The following is a 19690-nucleotide window of genomic DNA, read 5'->3' as shown; positions in this document are numbered from 1 at the left end:
TATCAGTCGAATCCGTGCATTAAGAAGCTGGAGGTGGGGGTGGCAGTGCCGTAATAGCCTTCTCTGTATTGCTATCTTTGTTGGCAGGCTTCGGCCTTGAGGCGAAAACGATAATCAATATCACAACTATTAATCCGCCGATGACAATAAGTATCAGCGGCCAGTCAATGTACTTGCTTTGAACCATTATCTGCCGCCCGTTTTTTAACGAGGAATAATTGAATTTATATATAGCCGTGTCCCTTTGATAGGAGTCAGCGTTGGTCGCGGTGATCTGTCCGGGCAGAGTAATTGACCAGGACAGGCTGAACATTTCGTCCAGCACCGCCTCACCCACCTGAGACCATTGCTGCCCCGAGTTGACATCGATCGTATCCGGCGTCATCGGCGGTATGGTGAAGGACAAAGAATAGTATTTAATAAAAAAATTGTCGGTTATGGTAAAAGCCGGGTCTTTAATACCCGACGTACCCTGCGCGTTAACTTTAACGAATGCAGCAGTAATATCGCTGATATCTTCTTTCCGGAAGACCTTCGTTGCTGATATTGTTGTGGAGCTACCCTCATTAGTAACATTGATCAGCCAGCCTTTGCTGATATAAGTCTGCAGTGGGAAGGCCTTGGAAATCGAAGCTCCTATCTGTCCGCTTCCCGTTAGGGAGATATTCTGTATTATAAAGCCGGAAGGTTTAATGGTTGTGTGAATGTTAGTATCGATTCTGCCGCACGCTGCAAGAGCAACGACTGTCAATAGGAAGATTGCTAGTACTGATGCTGAAATTCGTCTGCCCATACCATCACCTCGGATATCAGTAATTGATTATATGCCTGTGTAATAAGGATTACAACGGCTCTATTCCGGTGCAGAAACCGGGTGGATAGATTAAGACATTGGTATCAAGAACGCGGCTCAAGTATTCCTTTTCTTCCTGGCGATCGCTGTATACAGGCCGAAGATAACGAGCAGGTATGCCGTCAGGCGGATTATTATGAGAGGCAGGGTCAGGACAGAGGATAATCCTAAAAGGGTGAGTAGGTGTGACACACCGAACAGTCCGAAAGCAATGCCCACATATAGTTCAACGCGTGATCTGGTACGGACGTATTCCCACAAGCCTAAACCTAATATAATGACACAGAGAATTAAGTTCGTGAGCACAACAGGATCCATATTCAACTCTCCTATCTCCGCATATGAGTAATTTCAGAGGACTGTTTAAACCTGCGCCGGATATGACAGCCTGCTATTCAGCATACAGGGTATTTAGTGAATAGTTGAGCAGTAGATTTGGCTCCTCGGGTAGGATTCGAACCTACGACCTAGCGGTTAACAGCCGCCCTGACATAGCTAAACTGCTTAACAAACTCAGTGTATCTCAGATATCAAAGTTAAGCAAGCTTAGTAAAAGCTACATTTCACAGGTCAAAAGTGGTAAGCGTCCACCAAGCCCCAAACTGCTGCAATGTTTGGATACACTACAACCATCTGCAAGAAGAAGGGATAACTGCCATAAGGCTATTAACTTATTTTTGAAGTCTCGCAGGGAAGGTATTTCACAAAATACTATACGGGATTACAGGAATACCCTTTCAAGGTCACTTGGATTTATCGGGTTGGCCCCGACTACCGCACAGATAAACAAATTCCTGCAATCTCTCACTTGCAGTATCGGTGGCAAATACGATTACTATAAATGTCTCAGGGCCTTTTACAACTGGCTATATAGCCCTAAATCATCGTATGGCTTTAAAACTGAAAACAATCCAATACTGTGGGTTGAGGCACCTAAACGGCCAGTATTAATACTGCCCTCGTTAGATTTATCACAGGTACAATCACTTATTAAGGCAACCGATACCATGCGGGATAAGGCAATCATAGCATTATTCATAGAGAGTGGATTACGATTATCTGAATTAACCAATATCAAGCTTACGGATATTGATTGGAATAATCATACTATCAGGGTGATTGGAAAAGGTAACAAGGAAGCAATGGCTCCGTTTGGTGTATTGGCAGAGGGATACCTGCGAAAGTGGCTATCTCAATATCAACCTAAAAATAATATATGGGGCATGAATATATGGGGAATCTCTTCCATGCTACGCCGTCTTGAAATGCGCACCGGCATTACCTGCAATCCTCATACATTCAGACGTACGTTTGCAGTGCTGTTAAGGAAGGCTGGTATAGATACCATGACTATTAAGGAATTAGGTCGCTGGGAGAGCTTGGAAATGGTGCAACGATACACAAGGTCTTTCAGTTTTCAAGATTCAATGAAGTTTTACAGGTCGCCGTTATCTTAATCTGTTTTATCCAGATATAAGCGGGTTGCCCAGTCTGTTGTCGGTCAACGTTTTTTTCTCACAATTGATATTTCCTGATAGGAGTGAATATAATATCGAGCATGAAGGAGTGGTGACTTAAGATGAGGAAGTTGCTAATTTTACTATCAATATTGCTATTGGCAATTGTGTTCGGCTCAACAGGTTGCTCAAATATCGAAAATGGGAGTTATCAAAGAGGTTATGAAGCTGGCTATATTCAGGGTAGAGAAGCGAGCCGAACAGAAATGAACGATATGACGACAAAATATCGTGAATTAATTGATAAGGCTATTAAGACTGGCTACGATGTAGGCTACAATAAAGGTATTGACGAATGCACAAAAACTTCTGGCTCAGAGGAAGAGCTTATCAAGGTACTTTCCTACAAACTTGTAAGAAGCGATGATATATTAGAGTGGGTTACTGTAGTAGGAGAACTACAGAACCTATCAAATAGAAAACTCACTGTTAGAATGTCGGGTGCTTTACTTGACAGCAACGGCGAAATAGTGGCTACACAATCTGGCTTTTCACAGATGGTTGAACCACAGCAAAGGGCGTTCTTTAATATTAACTATATGCACCAATATCCTAAAGCAGTTGATGTTCGTTTAATAGTGAATGCAGAGTAACGACGATAGAAAGAACAACTGTCTGTAAAATATATATCGAGTATTAAAGATTACTTTCAGATTCAAATATAATTTCTTGCTGCATATACCAGATATATGAAGTGGCTTGGTCTTTGCAATTCGTTTATTATTCTTTTATAAAGCTGTAGAAAAATATTTTAATAATCTCGAAGTTAAACAAGGATATATATTTTAGTCATTTTAACGCGATTTTCTTTCATTCAAAATGAGGAAAAATTGGAAGTGGGTTGGTCTCGGGACTAATTAAAGTATTGACACCTTTAGCTACGGAGTTTCTTAAAACAAAAAGGGGGTGTCGAAGTATTTCCAGTTTTTTTCGTCCTAAAAGGGGAATTATTGGCAGTTTTTTCATGCCTTAAAAAGCAGAGGGAGATGTAATAGCAAATCAATAAAAAATGTATTTACTTCATATTTGGGCTTGTTTAGAGCGAAGTATTAATCCGGCGGTCAAGCCGATGATTATTCCTCCTATAGCAGTTGGCAATGCTATTAATGGCGGTAGGCGCGGAATTATCAAGTTAGGATATACAAACATCGCAAGGGTAAAATAGGCAGCCGTTGCAATCCAAAGTGACGTGAACCACACTTTGAGTTTTGGTTCAATAATAGTTAACGCCATTGCCGTTGCAAATATTGCTCCTCCAGCACCACTCGTTATAGATAATGGTGGGGCAAACAATAATAGAACTACTCCTGCAAATAAGCCACCGCTAAGATATGTAATAATAAAGGATTTCGGTCCCGCTATACGGCAGAATGCCCTTCCGTATAAAAACAGAATAAGCATATCGGGTATTAGATATCCTAATGCGTCATATGTAAAAAAATAGGTGATTAACGTCCAAGGCCTCGCCGATAATAGTGGCTGGCAAAGACTGAATGTTCCAAATAGGTCAAAGCCCACAACAACACCTATCATACCCACAATCCATACCGTAACATTGACCATCATTATTAACATGGGATAGATTGCAAATTGCATCATAATACCTCGTTCAACCGTGCTCGCCTCACTAACTTCGACAATGGAGTATTGTATATGAGTAAACAGATGATGTAAAGACTGGGTAATCCACAATATGGTGATATGTAATTCGAAGCCGTTTATTTTTACAAGAGAGAATGGCTTTAACTGTCGAATAGCCTTGTTTTTCAGTTTGATAGACGGGGCCAATGGTTTGATATCCACTGACCCCGCTGTCTTTTCCCACAAAGCTACTTTAAGGGCATCGGAAACGATTTTGGCGGCTTCTGGTTGTCCTGGCCGGTGCCTTTTCTGTACATCGCCTCCGGACTGATGCCATGCGTGCCTTTTCGCGGTGCCTTGATGGCCTGTAGCGTAGGAAGCGTAAAGCAGAAATCGCTATCGATTTGCCCTTTCAGGTAGCGGCGTTTTATCTTGCGTTGTACTCGTATCCATGGTAATTTCCTTAAAAGTACTGTATGACAAATATCCTCATTCGGAAACCATTGTGCACCAGGTAGAGGCTCAAGAGGGCATAATGGGGCAGCACATCCTTCCCATGAGGGGCAATTGATTTTATCCATCAGCGGGCCTCCGGAGTGTGTATCGAAGCTGTTGAATCAAAAATCAAATCATCAATCCCTATATGTTTTGTTGATGATTCAATCTTCTGGTAGTATCCGCGCCGCGTCTTACGTAATTTTGCAGTATCGACCAATGCTCCGATAACCCTCGTGACTGTAGGTTGACTATATCCTTCCTTCTGGCATTCAGCTTGTATCTGTGAGGTAGATATTTCCGTGTTATCCAGATTGGCAAGAATGAATTCCTTACATCGCTCGGATGTTGTCGCTTCGTATGCTTCCTTCCGCTCCACAACTTCGAAAGAATCATTCCCAGCTTTCTTTAGATAGATTTTCGAATCGTTTCCAGCAATCTTATCTTTACCACCAATAGATAAGCACAATATAGACGGGTCTTCTTTGAGAGGGAATAGATTCAGTACAATATCGACCTTGTCGGCTCTTGCAGTAGCACCTCTGCCTGCAAAGGGGTCTGATTCACTTAATGTACTTCTGCCTGTATGGTGGACAGCAATAACGGCACATCCGGTATCAATGGAAAAATCTCTGATAGTACGGAATTGCCTGACTGCTTCGGCATTGTCATTCTCATCTTTAGTGTTGAACGCTTCGGATATGGTATCAAGTGCCAGAATATCTGCCTTCTCTTTAAGCGCAATCTCTCTGTAGATATGCAGATTATCTTGGAAGTTGGATAGTTCTTTAGGAATAAATAGCAGGTTATCCGGCCTAACTTCATTACATATCCTTTGAAGTTTAATTTGTCGTAGATTTGGTGGAGTCTCACGGTCGCTGTAAATTACCTTGAGAGGACGTTCAAAGGGAATGCCTGCAAACGTAATACCCATTGCAGCCGACACAAGCAACCCATATAGGAATGTACTCTTACCTACTCCCGTTTTACCATTGAGGAGTATTACCGAAGCTTTGTAAATAAACGGCCCCCATAATGCTGTAAGCGGTTCAATAGGGAGTTCTAATAATTCTTTGGCTGATAACAACCCGTATTGCTTGCGCAAGGTTATTGTTACCTTGTTAGAGTTCGAATCATCAGAGTTTTCTATAGGGTTGATTTGATTGATTCTTTGATTATTTCTATCTACCTCAGCACTGATTTTACGTTCGGATTGAATGTCTATCATCGTTACAGCTCCCATAGGCTTCCTTGCCATTGCCTGGATTGTGTCTTATTCCAGAATTTCAACGGGCAAAACATTTGCATTCCCCAGCCTAAATCATCCTTAAAAGCATTTTGCATAAATGTAGAGACTGACATGCTGTAGGTGATGGACTTTCCCTTATCAGGGCAGACTATTTCAGTTGCGTTGGGCAGTATGTAGTTCTTAAATGCTCCGATATCCAGACCGATAGCATTATGTTTGTGGCAGATATGCTTGGAAGATTGGAAATTGAACTTGGTGAATATATCGTCCTCAATGTCGCCTATATTGCGGCTATTGTCATCCGATGGAACTAGTATGCGGTCTTTTGATTTTCTATTTTTTAGTTTACAATAGACGTGAGTAGACAATTGGATTGCCTCCGTTGTTTACTTTTGGCTCCTGCTTGCTGGCCGACCAAAGCTTTGGGCAGGAGCCTTTTTATTTTGGCCTTCTATTTTTTATACGTTGCGTTTTCTTTTTACGAATTATTAGGTCATCGTTAATAATCACCTCCAAAATATCCTTCGGCTTTATCCTCATATATCGTATCCACGGCTTCGGTAGGGTTATGACATAGCTACCCTGCCTCATATCAATGACACTTCTTTCCATGATGTTTGGCATATTTCTCTATCGCCTCCTATAATGTCTAGCAACAGTTTAATAGGTGGCTATGAGTATGGTGCAACTTGCGGTCTTTTGAGGTTTTCCGAGGTGTATTAGGATGAATGAAGAAAAGCAATTTTATACTGTAAAAGAATTTGCATCTCTTCTGGGCCGCTCAGAGGATAACGTTCGTGATAGTTGTCAAAGAGGGAACATTAAAGGTAAAAAAACATCAGAGTACGGAAATTGGATGATTCCTAGAAGCGAGATTGAGCGACTCAAACATAAAGCTATCACTTATAACAAAAAGCAAGCAAAAAAGGATGAAAAGAAAGGGCAGATAGAACCGACATCATTAGAAAAACCAAAGAATTGGATTACGGATTATGAGACTGCTAACAATGGAAAGTTGCCACCTCTTCCTGATGCCTTATATCCATTAGCACCGAATTATTCTCACGAGCAACCGATATCAAAGGATATTCAATTGATAATACCTGGTATGCAATTCTGGGCGAGGTTATTACCATCTGAAAAAGAACAATTGTTACAATTGATTGAGTGGCTGGGGCAAGATAGACGAGATTATGAAGAAAATATGCGTAGAAGGGCTCCTCCTGGTAGTGGGCAAAAACCTCGGCTTATTCCTAATCACAAGTTAGAGCGGATAATACGGCAAATAGACGAAAATACATGGGTAGAGTTGGAACCTTAAACACGTTAGCTATATCATAGCTCTGACACCGTCAAAATTGAAATAATAGCATTAGCCAAGTAATATTGACAATATCAGCGATATCGCTTATAACATATGTATGAAACAAGTGCTTTTCGGTGTTGTGGAAGCGGCGAAATACTTGGGATTATCCGAGCAGCATGTCCGATATCTATTGGCTAAAGGGGATGTGAAAGGAAAGAAGCTTGGACATGATTGGGTTGTACTGAGTTTGAAGTATGAAAGAAAGAGAGCACCGAAGAGGAGGAAAATTAATGAAAGTTAAGCAAAATTTCAAAGCTAATCGTATACAAAGTGTTAAGCAAATGGGTAGCAGTAGATTTGGCTCCTCGGGTAGGATTCGAACCTACGACCTAGCGGTTAACAGCCGCCCGCTCTACCGTTGAGCTACCGAGGAATGAGCACTCTTCCAATCGTCGCCCCGGCTACGCCGGGTAAACGAGATATTATAACATTGCGTTTTCAGCAGGGCAAAATAACTGTTACGACGATCGGCCCATCAGACTGGAGAAGATATCCTTGACCTGTTGCATGGTCTCGTCCAGCGTGCCGTCGTTGTTGACCACGTAATCGGCGAACTTCGTCTTATCGCCCACGGGCTTTTGCGTTTTTATCCTGTTGCGGGCGTCCTGCTCTGGCATGCCGCGGGCTATCAGACGTTTGAGCTGGACATCGGGTGAAGCGAATACGACGATGATTTTCTCAACCAGCATGTGAGCGATCTCGGGTCCCGCCTCCAGCAACAACGGGACGTCCTTGATGATTAGGCCGGCGGGATCAATGCCTTTCCTCTCCTCCACCAGCCGCTGGTCCTCGTCCAGCACGGCGGGATGTACAAAGGAGTTGAGCATCTGTAGGCCGGCGGGATCCTTGAAGACTATGTCGGCCAGCGCCTGCCTGTTTATGCTGCGGTCGTCGTTTAAAACGCCTTCACCGAAAGAGTCTACAATTGCCTGCCAGGCGGGTTTGCCGGGCTCGACCACTTCGCGCGATATCCTGTCGTGGTCTATCACGAATGCGCCCAGTTCCGCGAACATGCGTGCTACCGTGCTCTTGCCCGTGCCTATGGTGCCGGTTACTCCCGCTATGATCATTTGTGGTTACCGCCATTTGAGCCGCAAAATCTGCCCGCCTTGAGCTCGGCCAGCAGATCATCTTCATTGCGTATGTTTTTCTCAAAAATGGTTATGCACTTGCCCATCTCATCCAGGTGGTGGGCATCGCTGCCCCCGGAGGTCTGGAAGCCAAGCTTGTCGGCCAGCTTGCAGGCGAAGACGTTGTTGCCCTCCATATTGCGTCCGTTGAATCCCTCCAGGGCATCGACTTTGTCGAATACAGGCCGCTTGAGAACCAGGTCGGCCGCAGTCTGGAAGTCCCATGTATCATGGCAGGGATAGCCGCGGAAGGGATGCGCGGCGATCATGAAGGCGCCGGAATCCATGCTGAGCTTGCGCAGCGTATCGATATCGATGACCGTGGTGAAATTGATGTTGAGTCCGAAGACCAGTATCTCGCCGCCTTCCTTTATCATCACCTCCACCCCGCGGAAAACCGGGAAATCGAACTTCGTGCTGAGCGCCTGTATATCGACCAGCTCCCAGGCGCGGTCATGTTCGGTGAAACATACGCCATCCAGACCCAGTTCGCGCGCTTTTATAATTGCCGCCTCCGGGTCCAGTCTGCTGTCGGGGGACAGCTTGCTTGTATGTATATGTAGGTCGATCTTCAATCTACATGTTCACCGGAAAATTATTATGCTGGATAACTCGGGACGAATTGCCTTCCGGCAGCACCTGTCGTAATTGATTTGCAGGCGAATTATAGCAGCACTTACTAAATTTGACTACCAATCAAGCCTTGTCTATTATGGCATCATACAGGGAGGTGTTGTGATGTCCGGGCAAAAAGTGATCGTTACCGCTGCATTAACAGGTTCTGCCCATTTTCCAAGTATGTCGCCCTATCTACCCTTGACACCTAAGCAGATCATTGACGACGGTATACGGGCAGCAGAGGCGGGCGCGGCCATTCTGCATATACATGTCAGAAATCCGGAAAACGGCATGCCCAGCCCCGATATCGAGATTTTTCGCACGGTGCTAGCCGGCATAAAAAAGGCGTCGGATGCTGTGATCTGCGTCAGCACTGGAGGCGGCATGGGTATGAGCACGGAGCAAAGGGCCTCTCCGGTTACCACCTTCAGGCCGGAGATCGCATCGCTCAATTTCGGGTCGATGAACTTCTCGGTCTTTCACGTGGCGGAGAAGATCAAGGACTGGAAATATCCCTGGGAGAGGCTGGGCATGCTGGCCAGCGAGGATTATATCTTCCCCAATACATTTAAAACACTGCGCGAGTTTCTGTCGTTGTTCTCCGCCAGCGGCACCAGGCCGGAGGTGGAGATCTACGATTTGGGCATGGTCAATAACCTGGCATTCATGATAGAGAGGGGACATATGAAGCTGCCGGTGCATATACAATTCGTGACCGGAACGCTGGGGGGTGTGCCGTCGACGGTAAACAGCCTTGTCACATTGGTAAACGCGACCAGGGAAGCCCTGGGGTCGGGTAATTTTACCTGGTCCGCAATAGGCGCGGGCAGGTTTCAGATGCCCATTTGTACGGTGGCAATGGCCATGGGAGGCCATGTCAGGGTGGGTATGGAGGATAACCTTTACCTGAGCAAGGGCGTGCTGGTAAAGAGCAATGCCGAACTGGTGCAGAAGATCATACGCATCATGAAGGAGCTCGGGCTTGAGCCGGCTAATTCGGGCGAGGCCAGAGCAATCCTAGGGCTGAAAGGTCTGGATAAGGTGAACTACTAACGCCCGGACGCAGGCGATGCGAGATACAGGCTAATTGAAATTTCCAGCAATAATCTATAAAGTGTAGAGGGTTTGTAAGACCTCTATTCTTGTTGCCAGGAGGAACCGATGTCAGCTTATCGCGATCTTACCTATGATGTGAAGGGGCACGTCGCCATTATTACGCTCAACCGCCCGGGTGCAATGAACGCCTGGTATCGGGGCATGAACAATGAGTTGAAGCATGCGGCCGTCGAAATTGACAACGATCCCAATATCAGGGTGGTCATCATCACCGGGTCCGGCGAGAAATCGTTCAGTTCAGGCATCGATCTCAAGAAGATTGCCGCTGGTGAGAACTTTATCACAGGCCCGGATATACGTGATTACTACGACGGTATCAGCAAACTGCGAGATGTCTTCACTATGTATGAGAAGCTGGCCGTGCCTGTTATAGCTGCCATTAACGGATACTGTCTGGGTGGTGGGCTCGAGCTGGCACTGGCCTGCGATTTCAGATTCGCGGTTGAATACTCCGTTTTCTCGCTGCCCGAGGTGCAGTTGGGCATCATACCCGACCTGGGAGGATGTCAGCGGCTGCCCCGGGCGGTCGGAATCGGAAAAGCCAAGGAGCTGATCTATACGGGGAAAAGGATTGAGGCCCCGGAGGCGTTGCGCATCGGCTTAATACAGCAGATATATCCCAAGGGCAAGCTCATGGAGGCGACGCTCAAGATGGCCAACGAGATCGCCGGCTATAATCCGGTGGTCGTGCAAGCCGCCAAGAGGGCCTGCAACGTGGCCATGTCCTATCCGCTGGAGATTGGGCTGAGCTTCGAGACAACATCGTCGGCCTTCACAATGAACGATGCTCAGCATGGCACGAGGCCTTTCGCTATAAAATAATAGATATAAGTAACTCATGGAGATGATATGGCCAGAGTGATTGCGGTGTGCAGCAGCGATACCAAAGGCGTCAGGAAGACGCCGGTTGTTTCGGGCGTATTCAAGGTAGGCCTTGGGATGGAGGGTGACGCACATGCCGGAGGCGACAAAGTGAGAGAAGTCAGCCTGCTGGCGGAGGAAAGTATCGCAAAGATGAATGTCGATGGGCATGAATTCAAGCCGGGCGATTTCGCCGAGAATGTCACAACCAGCGGGATCTCACTGGTCTCACTGCCGGTCGGGGCACGCCTGCGGGCTGGAGAAGACGTTACGCTGGAGATCACTCAGATCGGGAAGAAGTGCCATAGCGGGTGCGTCATCATGAAAGAGATGGGTATCTGCATCATGCCAAGAGAGGGTGTATTCGCCAGAGTCGTTAAAGGGGGATGCATTAGTCCCGGCGATCAGATAACGATCTTGCCGCTCAGGTAGGGAACTGCCTTTCCGCCGATCTCGACCCTGCGGCCCAGGTTCCTGCAGAATAACTCGCCTCCACGTTTTGATAGCTGGTATGCGTGCAGCGTGTCCTTCTTCAGGCGCTGCGACCAGTAAGGAATGAGGGTGGAATGCGCGGAGCCGGTGACAGGATCCTCGTCGATGCCTACGGAAGGCGCGAAACAACGTGATACGAAATCAGCCTCATCGCCGGGAGCAGTTACAATCACACCAAGGCAGTCCAGCTTCTTAAGCAGGCCGAGGTCAGGATCGATCGAGAGTATATCCTTCTGTGATTTATAAACTGCCAGATAATCGCGCGACAAATAAAGCTCAATTGGAGCAAGCCCGAGTGCGCGGTTGAGCAGGTCGTTTGCCGAGGCTTTTGCCGCCTTCAATACAGGGAAATTCATTTTAAGCAGATCGGAGTCCCTTTTAACTGTAAGTTCCCCGCTTTTCGACGAGAAGATGATTGTGCTGGAACCGTGGTTGCAGTAATTGAATATGACATAGGCGGCGGCCAGTGTAGGATGCCCCGCCAGTTCGATCTCCACAGCCGGAGTGAACCAACGTATCTCGTAGCGACCCTCTCTTTTTACAAAGAAGGCAGTCTCCGACAGGTTATTCTCCTCAGCGATCTTCTGCATCAGGCTGCCGTCGATCCACTCATCCAGTGGGCAGACGGCGGCGGGATTGCCGCCGAAGATATGGTTGGTGAATGCATCGATTTGATACAGCGTAATTTCCATCGGGCCACCCCCTGTGAGCTAAAGCGTAACGGATTATATCCAATTAATATAAAATATGTATACACAAATACAGTTGATAAGTTCAACTCGGATGAAGGAGAAAATAATGGCATCGAAATGTGCAGACTGTCCCATGAAGAAGAAGGCCGAGGCCAATCCTAATGCGCTGATGAGCAGGATCTGGAAATGGCACACCACCTGGTGCCCGGGATGGAAGGCCTATCAGAAAGAACTGGCTAATAAGTAACCATTCAGAATCAGATAACCTATTACAGGTGATGCTGCCGGCGATCTTAATGGTCAGACAGCCCGGCTATATCTTTACCTGATGCATGACGCACGCACAACTGAGTACTATAGCCGTTGACAAGTGTAAAGTATATAGTTATACTCTATACTTAGAGGCAAAAATCAATGGCAACAGCGATAGAGAAGAAAAGGGGATTGATGCGGATAAGCGAGGTGTCCCGCGTCACCGGGGTTTCTCTGCCGACCATACATTACTATGTCCGGGAAGGCTTGCTCTCTCCGGCGGTCAAGACCGCCCGTAATATGGCTTATTACAGCCCGGAGTGTGTCGAGGATATCCGTCTGATCAAGCAGCTTCAGGTGAAAAGGTTCCTTCCTCTTTCGGCTATAAAAATGATGATGAGCGCCAGGCAACGTGGTGAGGATACCAACCATTTGATCGAGATGCTGACTTTTCTCGACGATGTATTTCATCCCATGGGAACCGGTGAATTCAAGAAGCTGACTTTCAGCGAACTGGTTCATGCTACTGGTATGTCTGCCGCCGATCTGAATGAACTGGATGAGCTGGGTTTTCTCATGCCGGCGGATACACCGCAGGGTCGAATTTATGATGACGTCAGTCTGCGTATCGCACAGATCGTGAGCGAGCTTGCCGAGTTCGGCCTGAAGCCCTCCGACCTGCAGGTATACCGGCAGTATGTAGATGCAGTCCGTAATGAAGCGAAAACGATACACGAAAAGGTGCACGAAATACACGGCGCGAGTAGTGTCCCCGTCGCCCGTCTTTCCAGAGCGCTGACGGAGATGAAATCATGTCTCGCTCACAAGATCTTTCGTGAGGTCATTGTCGATCAACATCAATAGGACAATTGAGGTGTTTAAATGAGAAAGTTTATCGGTATCACCATGCCCATATTGTTTATTCTGGTCGTGGTGACGGGTATCGTGGAGTCCCAGGAGTTCCATGCAGGACGTCCGCCGGAGGCCCACATCTTCATAGCGGTCCTGTTTATCGCAATGATGTGTATACATGTTTGGCTGAATAGGAAGGCGCTGATTAAATACCATATGGGACCGAAAAAAGATTGAGGAATAGTAGCTGGCTGCCGAGCCAGGATTCGAACCTGGGCAAACGGATTCAAAGTCCGTCGTGCTACCACTACACAACTCGGCAGTGCGATTGTAAGGTTATCACATACATTTTGAGCCGGTCAATTTAAAATTATTTTTAAAAATTTTGCTTTTTGCCTAAACCTCCCGGCCCGGGACTGCGTTTTATAAGTATCAAACTGAAAAATAAAGCGCAGGAGCTGAGAGATGACAAGGAGTAAAATGGCTGAACTGATCAACAAAGACGGGAAACTGCTCGCACTGTTCACCGGTATGCTGCTGGACGGAGTCCTGCTGATCACCCTCGTGGTTTATGCCGGAACGCTCTTCGCTTTCTAATTTATCGGAACATATATCGGACAAATAAATTGCCGCCACCCGTAAAAGGGTGGCGGCAATTTTTATTTCAAAAATATGTTATTGTGGAGAGATCTGGTGCCGAAGGTCGGACTCGAACCGACACGAGAGTTGCCCCTCAACAGTTTTTGAGACTGCCGCGTCTACCATTCCGCCACTTCGGCCCGGCCGGTCTGTAGGTGGTGCCGAGGCCCAGAATTGAACTGGGGACACGTAGATTTTCAGTCTACTGCTCTACCGACTGAGCTACCTCGGCGCGAACGATATTGTAGCCTTTGGGCCGATATCCTGTCAATTCCATTACACTCGATTTTCATCTGCGTGCAGGCAAAAATTTCTTATATTTAGTAAGATGTAAATAATGCAGCAATATTATTGCCCGTACTGCCGCTCGCCCGTAGCTGTGGGAGAGAAGGCCTGCCGCAAGTGCGGGCAGCTTCTTTCGTGGACTCCGGCGCATACCGTGCAGAGCCATGAAGCCAGGCAGGCGCACGAAGATGTAAAAGATGCGCCGAAAAGATCCTGGATATGGCCTCTGATAGCCCTGCTCGTGGTCGTACTCCTGGCCGGAGCGGGTATCTACTACCTTATGAACATGATGGATAATCCGGCGCTCCCGGCGGTTGTCGATAACACCACAACCGCCGAGGTAGAGGAGCTGATTATCCCCGATATCACGGCTCCTGTCATCAGCTATATCACCGTGGATAACATCTCATACAACGCGGTCGCAATAAAATGGAGCACCAACGAGCCTTCCACCAGCCAGGTCATCTGGAGGACCGATGACAGTAAGATATACGTCACGGACGAAAAGAAGGCCATGGTCAAACAGCACGTCGTCGAGCTTACCGACCTTAAAACGAAACAGAGGTATTATTTCAAGGTAAGGTCGGTCGATCCTTCCTATAACGAGTCGATCTCAGTTGAAGACAATTTCGATATCGGCCTGACACATGGTGTGGCTGCTGTAAGCGTAGCGGATTATAGCATGAAGGAGGAGGAGCCCGAGCCCAGGATTCACCGAAAAGTTATCAGTGGAAACGTGGTTAATTCGGGAGAGGTTCCCATCCGTGCTAAAGATATTGAAGTATGGATAAAAATCACTGTCGCAGGGCAGACCGGAACCAGAGATATAGAGGCCGATGTTGATCCGACACCCGAGATACTTTATCCTCTTTATAAAATCGGCTTCAAGGCGGTTGTGCCTGACAGAACCAATCCGGACTATGTGGTTACAGCCACGATAACTGCAGAGCAGAACTGATTAGCCGGTTCCATATCAGGAGCGGTTGCTGCGCGAGGCGTCCGCGATCATAACCACGATCAGCGTGCCCACTATCAGTATGAATACCGGTATCATTACCAGCCGGATATTGGGATAATCAGCCGTCCAGTAGCGGAACCAGACCTTGCCGATGATATCGCCGGCGGGCACCAGCCAGCCGGTGTGTGAATCGTTGCTGTGATTGCGGTTATCGCCCAGAACGAAATACTGTCCCGCCGGTATGTAACGCGAAGGCATATAGTAGTTAGGCGACTCCCTGATATAAGGCTCCACGAGTTTTTTTCCGTTTACGAAGACCGCCCTGTCCCTGATCTCAACATCGTCGCCGGGCACGGCTATCACCCTTTTAATAAAACACGAAGGTTGCTGGGAAAAAAATGGGTCGAATGCGGGTTTTGATATATTGCCGGGTTCATAGAAGACTATTTCATCTCCCTGTCGCGGCTGATTGCCGAAGGCATAGCTCAGCTTGTTAACAATGATCAGGTCCCCTTCTCGGAAGGTGGGAAGCATCGAGACATTGAAAACCTCGAAGCTCTTGATGGAGATTTGCAGGGCGAGGAAGATGATGGCTGCGATCAGCAGGGTGAAAATGAACTCTCTCAGTACCTTCAATTATGTGTTCCCGGCATTTGATTTGGATAATTATATGCTATAAGCTATGTTTGTGCTAATTGGATAAACCTTTAACACGCGTATTTCGTTTTGTATGTGATTCTGTATAACAGTCGCATATACAGCAAATTATTATTCAGGAGGTATTCAATATAATGAGGAGAACAGCGATCATTCTGGCGGCAATCATGCTGGTCACGTTATCCGTAGTGGGGTGCGCCCCCAGCCCGGCGGTCGTATACCAGGGTGGCGTTCCCGCATCCGGGACGACTATCGGTTCGGGTGGGATCATCGTAAGCCAACAAAACGTCGGCCTGTGGGTAAACGGCCTGGGAAAAACGACCGGGACGCCCGATGTGGTGGTCCTGACGCTCGGCGTCGAATCACAGCAGAAGACCGTGGCACAGGCGCAGAAAGAGGCAATTGAGAGTATGAGCGGCGTGATGCAGGTGCTCAAGGACAGCGGTATCGCCGATAAAGACATCCAGACAAGCCAGTATAACATCCAGCAGGTCACCCGCTGGGACGATAATCAGGACACTTACGTAGTTATCGGTTACAGGGTGACGAATTCGGTTTCCTGTAAGATCAGGGATATCGACAAGGCCGGGTCCATCATAGATAAAGCAGTTGTGGCGGGGGGCGATCTTATAAGGATCAATGGTATAACATTTACGGTTGACGACCCCACCCCTTACTATAAGATAGCCCGCGAGAAGGCGGTCCAGTACGCGATGGAGAAAGCTAAACAGATTGCACAGGCATCGGGTACCAGGTTGGGCAGGGTGCTGTACGTGTCCGAGGATACCAGCTATATGCCGCCCATGGTCGGGAATTATGCCATGAAGTACGCCGCTATGGATTCGGCAGCCGCAGCTCCAACGCCCATCAGTGCCGGAGAACTGGAATTCCAGGTGACCATCACCATGGTCTACGAAATTAACTAAGCTTGACTTGAGTGTAATCGGCTTCCTTATGTGCGCATAGGGAAGCCGATTATTTTTGCTAAGGGAATGTGGTGATGTTAAAATTGACCGGTATTTGAACCTGCATCGATTGCCCGCTTTCAAAAACAGGCCTGATCACCTCTGATTAATTTGCCGGTTTTAAATACAGGATGTAGTAACGGATATGCTCAATCGGCCCCTTGATTTTATGGCTTACGCCCTTTCCCTTGCCGAGCTGGCGCTGGGTTACACAAGCCCGAACCCGGCTGTTGGAGCCGTGATTGAAAGGGATGGGCTGGTGGTCGGCCTGGGTCATACGCAGCAGCCGGGGATGGAGCATGCAGAGATTATGGCGCTTAACCAGGCCGGCGAGATGGCCCGCGGCGCAACGATGTACGTGACTCTTGAGCCGTGCTGCCATCACGGCAAAACCCCACCCTGCACCGATGCCATTATCAGTGCAGGAATCTCAGAGGTCAATATCGCGGTGACCGATCCTAATCCGCTGGTTTCAGGCAAAGGTATCGCGTGCCTTAAGGCGGCGGGCATAATAACGAAAATCGGGGAGTATGAACAGAAAGCCAGGGAGATCAACGAAGGCTATTTCAAGTATATTAAAACGGGAGTCCCGTTCGTTATTGCCAAGTTTGCCATGAGTATGGATGGCAAGATAGCCACCAGGACGGGCGACTCCAAATGGATAACCAGCGAGGAAGCGCGCAATTATGCCCACGGCCAGCGGCACAGCGTCGATGCTATCATGGTCGGCGCCCAAACTATAATCGCCGATGATCCTCAGTTGACCGCACGCGGGTACAGCGGCAGGTGCGGACGCGCCAAACTGCAGCCATTGCGGGTGATAGTGGACGGCAGGGGTCGCGTCCCGGCCACGGCCAGGGTGTTCTCGGAGCCGGGGAAAACGCTGGTGGCGCTGGCTGAGGGGCAATTCGATAAAGAGATATTGAAAAAGAAACGGGAAGGCACCGAGTATCTGGTGCTCAAGTCGGACAAAGGCTTGATCGATATCGACGAGCTTCTCAAAGCGCTGGGGCAGAGGCATATCACAACGGTTATGATAGAGGGTGGGAGCAGTCTGCTGGGCTACGCGTTTGACCATCATATGGTAGATAAGGTGCTGGCTTTTATCGCGCCGATTATAATAGGTGGTGAGGAGGCCAAAACCGCTGTCAGCGGCCAGGGCGTTGACAAGGTCAAGAACGCGCTGCAACTAAAGGACATAAGAATCGTAAAATTCGATAACGAGCTTCTGATCAGCGGGTATACCTGAGAACAATGTTTACAGGGATTATTGAAGAAACCGGCTCTGTTCAAAAACTGAGTGCAAAAAGCCTGTCGGTACAGGCCCGTGATGTGCTGGCCGGTACCTCTTTGGGAGACAGCATCTCCGTCAACGGGGCCTGCCTGACGGTGATCGATATCGCGAAATCAGCGTTCACTGTCGAGATCATGCCGGAGACCAGAAAGCTGACCAATATCGGGGATCTGCATGTGGGCGATCAGGTCAATCTGGAACGCGCGCTGTCGGCCCAGGGCCGTTTCGGCGGGCATTTTGTGCAGGGACATGTGGACGCTGTGGGCAAAGTAACATCCCTCGTTCCCGAGGGTGAGGCCGTTATTCTGGGTGTCAATGCGCCCGAAGAGATATTGAAATACCTGGTGAAAAAGTGTTTCATCGCTGTGAACGGCGTCAGCCTGACGGTTATTGAATGCAGCGCCTCGCAGTTTTCCGTGTCACTGGTGTCTTACTCGAGGCAGAAGACCAACCTGGGGACTTTGAAGCAGGGCAACAAGGTCAACCTGGAAGTTGACATAATTGCTAAATATATCGAGAAATTTTACCATCCCGGCAAGCAAGAGGGTATAATCAGCTTATTGGACCAGTATGATTATCTGAAAGCGAGGTAAACTCAATGGCGTTATCACCTATACCTGAGATTATTAAAGACATCTCTGCCGGCAAATTCATCATCATCGTCGACGATGAAAACCGTGAAAACGAAGGCGACCTTGCCATTGCGGCGGAGAAAGTCACTCCACAGTTGATCAATTTCATGGTCACTCATGCCCGCGGGCTGGTCTGCATGCCCATCATAGGCAAGCGGCTGGATGAACTGCAGATTCCACCCATGGTGCAGGAGAATACCTCTAAATTCACTACGGCATTTACGGTGTCGATCGAGGCCAAGAATAAGACCACCAGCGGCATCTCGGCCTTCGACAGGTCGGCAACGGTCAAGGCGGTATTGGATGCCAAGACGAGGGCGGAAGATATCGCCAGGCCGGGCCATATATTCCCCCTCAGGGCCAGAGAGGGTGGCGTGCTGGTACGTGCTGGGCACACTGAGGCGGTCGTCGACCTGGCCAGAATGGCAGGGCTTTATCCGGCTGGAGTGATCTGTGAGATACTCAATGAGGACGGATCGATGGCGAGGCTGCCTCAACTTGAAAAACTGGCGGAAAAGTACGGCATCAAGATCGTCAGCATCGCCGATCTGATAACCTACCGGAGGAAGTACGAGAGGCTCGTACAAAAGGTGGCCGAGGCCAGGTTCCCCACTAAATACGGCGATTTCACCATCATGGCCTACAAGAGCACCGTGGATACTGATGAGCATGTTGCGCTGGTGCTGGGGGATGTGGCCGACGGTAAACCCGTTCTGGTGCGTGTTCACAGCGAATGTGTAACGGGCGATGTTTTCGGCAGCCTGCGCTGCGACTGCGGAGAGCAGGTCCGCATGGCCATGAACATGATCTCCGAGGAGGGCCGGGGCGTTTTCCTTTATATGAGACAGGAGGGCCGCGGTATAGGCCTGCATAATAAGCTAAGAGCCTACGAGTTGCAGGATAAAGGATTGGATACGGTAGAAGCCAATATCGCCCTGGGCTTCGACGCCGATTTAAGGGATTACGGCATCGGCGCCCAGATTCTGGCGGACCTGGGCCTGCACGATATACGACTGCTGACGAATAATCCCAAGAAGATTATCGGGCTGGAGAGTTATGGTCTGAAGGTGGTCGAGAGCATCCGTCTCATATCTCAGCCTACCGAGTACAACAAGACTTATCTGAAAACCAAGCAGGAGAAGTTGGAGCACCTGTTAACCATCGAAGATTAATGCAGGGGAAATAA

Annotated in this window: 24 protein-coding genes and 4 tRNA genes; 15 read left to right on the top strand and 13 right to left on the bottom strand. The window is 48.2% G+C overall.

The features are described 5' to 3' along the window. Positions 1-19: 19 nt before the first annotated feature. A complete protein-coding gene (locus WC359_03180; GenBank protein ID MFA5399425.1) occupies positions 20-793 on the bottom strand; it encodes a hypothetical protein in 774 nt (257 codons plus the stop codon). A gap of 821 nt (positions 794-1614) precedes the next feature. Between WC359_03180 and WC359_03175 the strand changes: the two genes are divergently transcribed. Both WC359_03175 and WC359_03170 read left to right on the top strand, forming a co-directional pair. Beyond that, positions 1615-2310 (top strand): tyrosine-type recombinase/integrase, encoded by a 696-nt coding sequence (locus tag WC359_03175; GenBank protein ID MFA5399424.1) that lies wholly within the window; start codon positions 1615-1617, stop codon positions 2308-2310. Positions 2311-2432: 122 nt separating this feature from the next. Further along, the gene (locus tag WC359_03170) at positions 2433-2963 is read left to right on the top strand and encodes a hypothetical protein (protein ID MFA5399423.1); all 531 of its coding nucleotides are present in this window, start codon (positions 2433-2435) and stop codon (positions 2961-2963) included. A gap of 427 nt (positions 2964-3390) precedes the next feature. Here the strand turns inward: WC359_03170 and WC359_03165 are convergent, their stop codons facing one another. The 4 genes from WC359_03165 to WC359_03150 are packed head-to-tail and all read right to left on the bottom strand — an operon-like array spanning position 3391 to position 6063. Further along, complete coding sequence (locus WC359_03165; GenBank protein ID MFA5399422.1) at positions 3391-4173, bottom strand: rhomboid family intramembrane serine protease; 783 nt, start codon at positions 4171-4173, stop codon at positions 3391-3393. Positions 4174-4199: 26 nt separating this feature from the next. Next, positions 4200-4532, bottom strand: a complete 333-nt coding sequence (locus tag WC359_03160; GenBank protein MFA5399421.1) for a hypothetical protein — start codon at positions 4530-4532, stop codon at positions 4200-4202. Continuing rightward, a complete protein-coding gene (locus tag WC359_03155) occupies positions 4532-5674 on the bottom strand; it encodes an AAA family ATPase (GenBank protein MFA5399420.1) in 1143 nt (380 codons plus the stop codon). Before WC359_03155 ends, WC359_03160 begins: the two co-directional genes overlap by 1 nt. A 2-nt stretch (positions 5675-5676) precedes the next feature. Beyond that, entirely contained in the window at positions 5677-6063 is a 387-nt protein-coding gene (locus WC359_03150) for a hypothetical protein (protein ID MFA5399419.1), read from the bottom strand. A gap of 356 nt (positions 6064-6419) precedes the next feature. On the opposite strand from WC359_03150, the gene WC359_03145 reads away from it, so the two are divergent. Next, positions 6420-7016, top strand: a complete 597-nt coding sequence (locus WC359_03145; protein ID MFA5399418.1) for a helix-turn-helix domain-containing protein — start codon at positions 6420-6422, stop codon at positions 7014-7016. Between the two features lie 343 nt (positions 7017-7359). On the opposite strand, the gene WC359_03140 is transcribed toward WC359_03145, so the two are convergent. The 3 genes from WC359_03140 to WC359_03130 form a co-directional block, all read right to left on the bottom strand. Next, a tRNA-Asn gene (locus tag WC359_03140) sits at positions 7360-7434 on the bottom strand. A gap of 85 nt (positions 7435-7519) precedes the next feature. Continuing rightward, a complete protein-coding gene (coaE, locus tag WC359_03135; GenBank protein MFA5399417.1) occupies positions 7520-8131 on the bottom strand; it encodes a dephospho-CoA kinase in 612 nt (203 codons plus the stop codon). Next, positions 8128-8766, bottom strand: a complete 639-nt coding sequence (locus WC359_03130; protein ID MFA5399416.1) for a PHP domain-containing protein — start codon at positions 8764-8766, stop codon at positions 8128-8130. Before WC359_03130 ends, coaE begins: the two co-directional genes overlap by 4 nt. Positions 8767-8929: 163 nt before the next feature. Between WC359_03130 and WC359_03125 the strand changes: the two genes are divergently transcribed. The 3 genes from WC359_03125 (at position 8930) to WC359_03115 (ending at position 11218) form a co-directional block, all read left to right on the top strand. Further along, the gene (locus WC359_03125; GenBank protein MFA5399415.1) at positions 8930-9862 is read left to right on the top strand and encodes a 3-keto-5-aminohexanoate cleavage protein; all 933 of its coding nucleotides are present in this window, start codon (positions 8930-8932) and stop codon (positions 9860-9862) included. Positions 9863-9970: 108 nt separating this feature from the next. After that, entirely contained in the window at positions 9971-10747 is a 777-nt protein-coding gene (locus WC359_03120) for an enoyl-CoA hydratase-related protein (protein ID MFA5399414.1), read from the top strand. Positions 10748-10774: 27 nt separating this feature from the next. Continuing rightward, positions 10775-11218, top strand: coding sequence for an MOSC domain-containing protein (locus tag WC359_03115; protein ID MFA5399413.1), 444 nt, complete (start codon positions 10775-10777; stop codon positions 11216-11218). Here the strand turns inward: WC359_03115 and WC359_03110 are convergent. Continuing rightward, complete coding sequence (locus WC359_03110) at positions 11191-11970, bottom strand: PhzF family phenazine biosynthesis protein (GenBank protein MFA5399412.1); 780 nt, start codon at positions 11968-11970, stop codon at positions 11191-11193. The genes WC359_03115 and WC359_03110 overlap by 28 nt on opposite strands. A gap of 106 nt (positions 11971-12076) precedes the next feature. On the opposite strand from WC359_03110, the gene WC359_03105 reads away from it, so the two are divergent. From WC359_03105 to WC359_03095, 3 genes are all read left to right on the top strand, one after another. Then, positions 12077-12217, top strand: coding sequence for a hypothetical protein (locus WC359_03105; protein MFA5399411.1), 141 nt, complete (start codon positions 12077-12079; stop codon positions 12215-12217). A 167-nt stretch (positions 12218-12384) separates the two neighbouring features. Beyond that, complete coding sequence (locus WC359_03100; protein ID MFA5399410.1) at positions 12385-13086, top strand: MerR family transcriptional regulator; 702 nt, start codon at positions 12385-12387, stop codon at positions 13084-13086. An 18-nt stretch (positions 13087-13104) separates the two neighbouring features. Then, positions 13105-13311, top strand: a complete 207-nt coding sequence (locus tag WC359_03095; GenBank protein ID MFA5399409.1) for a hypothetical protein — start codon at positions 13105-13107, stop codon at positions 13309-13311. A gap of 11 nt (positions 13312-13322) precedes the next feature. On the opposite strand, the gene WC359_03090 is transcribed toward WC359_03095, so the two are convergent. Then, positions 13323-13396, bottom strand: a tRNA-Gln gene (locus tag WC359_03090). Between the two features lie 143 nt (positions 13397-13539). Here WC359_03090 and WC359_03085 point away from each other — a divergent pair. Next, positions 13540-13671 (top strand): hypothetical protein, encoded by a 132-nt coding sequence (locus WC359_03085; GenBank protein MFA5399408.1) that lies wholly within the window; start codon positions 13540-13542, stop codon positions 13669-13671. A 94-nt stretch (positions 13672-13765) separates the two neighbouring features. On the opposite strand, the gene WC359_03080 is transcribed toward WC359_03085, so the two are convergent. Together WC359_03080 and WC359_03075 are read right to left on the bottom strand one after the other, a co-directional pair. Beyond that, positions 13766-13853 (bottom strand) — tRNA-Leu (locus tag WC359_03080). Positions 13854-13869: 16 nt separating this feature from the next. After that, positions 13870-13945: transfer RNA gene (locus tag WC359_03075), tRNA-Phe, on the bottom strand. A 105-nt stretch (positions 13946-14050) separates the two neighbouring features. Here WC359_03075 and WC359_03070 point away from each other — a divergent pair. After that, a complete protein-coding gene (locus tag WC359_03070) occupies positions 14051-14956 on the top strand; it encodes a hypothetical protein (GenBank protein MFA5399407.1) in 906 nt (301 codons plus the stop codon). Between the two features lie 15 nt (positions 14957-14971). Here WC359_03070 and lepB read toward each other — a convergent pair whose 3' ends face one another. Next, positions 14972-15592, bottom strand: a complete 621-nt coding sequence (gene lepB / locus WC359_03065) for a signal peptidase I (GenBank protein ID MFA5399406.1) — start codon at positions 15590-15592, stop codon at positions 14972-14974. 155 nt (positions 15593-15747) lie between these two features. Here lepB and WC359_03060 point away from each other — a divergent pair, with 155 nt between their 5' ends. The 4 genes from WC359_03060 (at position 15748) to WC359_03045 (ending at position 19676) form a co-directional block, all read left to right on the top strand. Further along, positions 15748-16539: an SIMPL domain-containing protein gene (locus WC359_03060; protein MFA5399405.1), complete on the top strand. Its 792-nt coding sequence runs from the start codon at positions 15748-15750 to the stop codon at positions 16537-16539. A gap of 184 nt (positions 16540-16723) precedes the next feature. Continuing rightward, entirely contained in the window at positions 16724-17827 is a 1104-nt protein-coding gene (gene ribD, locus WC359_03055; GenBank protein MFA5399404.1) for a bifunctional diaminohydroxyphosphoribosylaminopyrimidine deaminase/5-amino-6-(5-phosphoribosylamino)uracil reductase RibD, read from the top strand. Between the two features lie 5 nt (positions 17828-17832). Next, complete coding sequence (locus WC359_03050) at positions 17833-18465, top strand: riboflavin synthase (protein MFA5399403.1); 633 nt, start codon at positions 17833-17835, stop codon at positions 18463-18465. A 5-nt stretch (positions 18466-18470) separates the two neighbouring features. Further along, on the top strand, positions 18471-19676 hold the full coding sequence (locus WC359_03045; GenBank protein MFA5399402.1) for a bifunctional 3,4-dihydroxy-2-butanone-4-phosphate synthase/GTP cyclohydrolase II: 1206 nt from the start codon (positions 18471-18473) through the stop codon (positions 19674-19676). Positions 19677-19690 lie beyond the last annotated feature (14 nt).

It is taken from the genome of Dehalococcoidia bacterium, from assembly GCA_041653995.1.
Classification (GTDB): domain Bacteria; phylum Chloroflexota; class Dehalococcoidia; order GIF9; family UBA5629; genus CAIMUM01.
The sequence above is the reverse complement of the archived record's forward strand: the minus strand, read 5'-3'. Positions and strand labels throughout refer to the sequence as shown.